Source organism: Acinetobacter sp. AG1, from assembly GCF_001005525.1.
Classification (GTDB): Bacteria; Pseudomonadota; Gammaproteobacteria; order Pseudomonadales; family Moraxellaceae; genus Acinetobacter; species Acinetobacter modestus.
Genome location: NZ_LBMZ01000036.1, coordinates 1 through 3,611, shown reverse-complemented (window position 1 = coordinate 3,611; position 3,611 = coordinate 1). Strand labels below are relative to the sequence as shown.

Sequence of the window (3,611 nt, the reverse complement as noted above, 5' to 3'; positions counted from 1 at the left end):
GCATTAATTTCAGCAATTGGACGATTCAACGCCCCTTTGACGTGTGCCTCTGCATAAGCTTTGGCATCTCGGACATCCCAAATGACTGCGCCTTCTGGGAACTCAAATGTTGTAATTTCTTGTTTACGGATCATTGTGCACTCCTTTGATGTAAACAACACTTGGCAAATGAAGAAAACACCCTTAGCATCTCAAATATTCTTTCCCTTTGTAAAGGTCTAACCATGCCTTCTTTTGATATTGTTTCTGAATTAGAGTTATTTGAAGTCAATCATGCTGTACAAAATACAGAAAAAGAGATTGCAACACGTTTTGACTTCCGTGGACAAGACGTTTCAATTGAGTTAAATGAAAAAAATAAAGAAATCAAAATCTCAACTGAAAGTGACTTCCAATGTGAACAAGTCTATACCATGCTTGAAAATCACTTCTATAAACGTAAGATTGATGTACAAGCTTTAGATCCACAAAAAGCCACTGCTTCTGGTAAAAATGTGGTCCAAGTGATCAAGTTGAAAGATGGACTTGACTCAGATACCGCAAAAAAAATTAATAAAGCCATTAAAGAAAGTGGTATCAAAGCGCAATCTTCTATCCAAGGAGACAAAATCCGTGTCACAGATAAAAAGCGCGATACATTGCAACAAGTCATGAACTTTTTACGTGAACAACAATTTGGTCTACCACTTCAATTTAATAATTTCAAAGACTAAACATTAGGTTCACTATGGCAAAAGATAACCGTCTTTATACGCTGGTTAAAACCACTTCTAAATTTCCAAAAAGTATCCGTAGTACGCTATGGAGTAAAGCTTTTGGTCGTGTTGTTCCTATGGTTGGAACAGCAAATATTCGTTATTTAGAAGTTGATAAAGACCATGTCACTGTGCGCATTGAAAACCAACGTAATATGCAAAATCATATTAAAGGGGTTCACGCAGCAGCAATGGCTTTATTAGCAGAAACTGCAACGGGCTTTTTAACCGGTTTACATATCCCAGATGATCGTATCTTGTTAATTAAATCATTACATGTCGATTATTTAAAAGTTGCGCAAGGCGGTTTAACTGCTACAGCAAGCTTGTCAGCAGACCAAAAAAAGTTTATTGCTGAACATGACAAAGGCGAGTTATTGATTCCTGTGACCGTAATTGACGATTCTGGTAACGAACCAATCCAATGTCAGATGCTTTGGGCTTGGCTACCAAAACGTAAAAAATAGTCTTAGATTTAAAATAAAGCCCAATTAAATTTGGGCTTTATTGTTTTATCAGCTTGCTAAAAAATCTTGCTTAATTTGTTCTGAGATTTGTCGTTTATTACCATTCACATCAACAGCAACAAATGTAAAAACACCTTGAGTGATTCGAATCGGATCCCGTGAATTGTCATGACTATTCCATACCTCGATTTGCACCTGTACGGAAGTATTGCCGACTTTCAAAATTTTAGTATAGCAACTAATCACATTTCCAACCTTAACAGGCACAAGGAAAGTCATTTCATTAATCGCAATTGTTGCACATCGTCCCTTACTCAAACGCTCAACATGAATCGCTCCTGCGAGATCCATCTGTGAAACAATCCATCCTCCAAATACATCACCACTCCAGTTTGTATCTGCTGGCATAGCAATATTCTGCAAAGATAAAACTCCTTCTGGATGATTTGAACGTTCAGTCATGTTAATGTCCTTGATGTTGCTGTAATTGCTGATTTAACCATTGCTGTAGCTCTGGTGTACGTAATGCACCACTTATTCTGGCCAATTCAGTCGTCTTATTCATTAAGACCAAAGTCGGAATACTGCGGACATTAAATGCAGCACTTAAACGTGGGTTTGCTTCAGTGTCAATTTTAGCAAACACGACGTGAGGATTATGTTTGGCAACCTCAGCAAAATGAGGTGCCATCATTTTACAAGGATTACACCATTCTGCCCAAAGATCGATTAGTACAGGTAAATCTGAATTACTAATGAAATGGCTAAAATTTTGTTCATTTAATTCAATTGGCGCTAACGTTAATAATGGTTGATGGCATTGCCCACAGTTTGGATGAACTGCTAATTTTTCTTCAGGTACACGATTTTTTGCACCACAGGATGCACAGACAATTATCATTTACATCACTCCGATATGTTGATGTAAAAATTCTAATTGGGTTGTGACTGCTTTTTCAAACCAAGAACCGTGATAAATATCGAAATGTTTCATTTCCCACTCATGATAGCTTACAAATGGTGCAATATTTGTAGCGGCTTCACGACTAGATTCAATTGGAATCAAAGAATCATGTTTCGCAGCAATAAACAAAACAGGGATATTAATTTTACGTACAAATTGAATTGGACGATAGCGCATTAAATTAAAAAATACACGTGCAGGAACTTCACCACTCCAATAATAGTCAGGATTTACAATCGAATGATAACCATAATAACTATCGGAGGTCGGTAAAAAGCATAGTTTATGCTGATCCACAACCGGCAAAGTTTTAGGTACTAAGCCCATCTTAGACCCCATGTAATCCTGACTAGAACGCTTTAAAGCCTCTGGATAACGTTGTAATGGGTATAATTTTGCTGTTTCCGCACCATCAACATATGGCACCTGCACCATTACGGCCTGAATATTTTTAAGGTCAGTGGCTAAACTAAGCGCATATCCACCGCTTAGAGAAGTTCCCCATAAAATAATACGTCGACTATCAATCAATTTGCAATTCGAAGCATATTGAACAATGGTTTTCCAATCATCTAGTTGAGCACCAAGTGAAACCAATTCACGCGGTTTTCCTGTGCTCCCCCCCCAATAGCGATAATCAAATAAAATGACAGCATATCCAGCTTTAGCGAAACGTTGTGCATACTGAACTAATTTAAATTGGCGTAATCCAGCAAATCCATGTGCCATAAGAATTACAGCAGGTTTAATATTGGTCTTTGGTAGATAGAAATCTGCTGCTATGGTTTCTTCGCCACTAGGAACATACAACGGCTCAACTGTGTAGGTGTGCATGCGCGCTCCAATGCTTTATCTTATTACTTATCATCATTTATTTGCTACAGACATTTAAACTCAAGATCAAGCTTAATGCTATGATAGAGCATAAAATGTTTTGTTTATTTTTGGAGTGACAAGATGTCAGAAAATGTTGGTTTTGCAGGTCAAATCGGCCCTGAGCATGTAGATCAAGTTGTCGAAAAAGGCTTCAAATCTATTATTAATAATCGTCCAGACATGGAAGGTGGTTCTGAACAACCTACAAGCGCACAGATTGAAGAATCAGCTCGTAATGCTGGCCTAGATTATGTATACCAACCAGTTGTTGCAGGTCAGATCACAGAGTTAGATGTTCGCACATTTGCTAATCACTATAACGAGTTACCAAAACCTATTTTAATGTTTTGTCGTACAGGTAATCGCTCTAATAATCTATACCAATTAGCAAAGCAGATGGATTTATTGGATGATTGAATATATCTTTTGAGTTTTATAATAACTCTTTTTAACCCTTTAGACATAATATCTTAACTTAAAACTTATCTAACAAATTTAATACGCTATTAATCCTAAGTTAATATTCAATAAAATAAACCGAACTAATTA

General features: G+C 36.9%; 6 protein-coding genes and 1 pseudogene. 3 read left to right on the top strand and 4 right to left on the bottom strand.

Features of this window, described 5'->3' with window-relative positions:
* A pseudogene (locus tag AAV96_RS00415) lies at nt 1-134 on the bottom strand (sulfurtransferase); the annotation flags it as partial.
* 90 nt (nt 135-224) lie between these two features.
* On the opposite strand from AAV96_RS00415, the gene AAV96_RS00410 reads away from it, so the two are divergent.
* Nucleotides 225-713, top strand: a complete 489-nt coding sequence (locus AAV96_RS00410) for a YajQ family cyclic di-GMP-binding protein (protein WP_004655922.1) — start codon at nt 225-227, stop codon at nt 711-713.
* A 14-nt stretch (nt 714-727) separates the two neighbouring features.
* Nucleotides 728-1,222 carry a DUF4442 domain-containing protein gene (locus AAV96_RS00405; RefSeq protein WP_004664935.1) on the top strand — a complete coding sequence of 165 codons (495 nt, stop codon included), beginning with the start codon at nt 728-730 and terminating at the stop codon, nt 1,220-1,222.
* A gap of 48 nt (nt 1,223-1,270) precedes the next feature.
* Here AAV96_RS00405 and AAV96_RS00400 read toward each other — a convergent pair whose 3' ends face one another.
* Genes AAV96_RS00400 through AAV96_RS00390 form a run of 3 tightly spaced genes read right to left on the bottom strand, consistent with a single transcriptional unit; the run spans nt 1,271 to nt 3,020 of the window.
* Nucleotides 1,271-1,684 (bottom strand): acyl-CoA thioesterase, encoded by a 414-nt coding sequence (locus tag AAV96_RS00400; protein ID WP_005214645.1) that lies wholly within the window; start codon nt 1,682-1,684, stop codon nt 1,271-1,273.
* Nucleotide 1,685: 1 nt separating this feature from the next.
* A complete protein-coding gene (gene trxC / locus AAV96_RS00395) occupies nt 1,686-2,123 on the bottom strand; it encodes a thioredoxin TrxC (RefSeq protein WP_005214646.1) in 438 nt (145 codons plus the stop codon).
* Nucleotides 2,124-3,020 carry an alpha/beta hydrolase gene (locus AAV96_RS00390; RefSeq protein WP_004664939.1) on the bottom strand — a complete coding sequence of 299 codons (897 nt, stop codon included), beginning with the start codon at nt 3,018-3,020 and terminating at the stop codon, nt 2,124-2,126.
* A gap of 123 nt (nt 3,021-3,143) precedes the next feature.
* Here AAV96_RS00390 and AAV96_RS00385 point away from each other — a divergent pair, with 123 nt between their 5' ends.
* A complete protein-coding gene (locus tag AAV96_RS00385; protein ID WP_004664941.1) occupies nt 3,144-3,479 on the top strand; it encodes a TIGR01244 family sulfur transferase in 336 nt (111 codons plus the stop codon).
* Nucleotides 3,480-3,611: the final 132 nt, after the last annotated feature.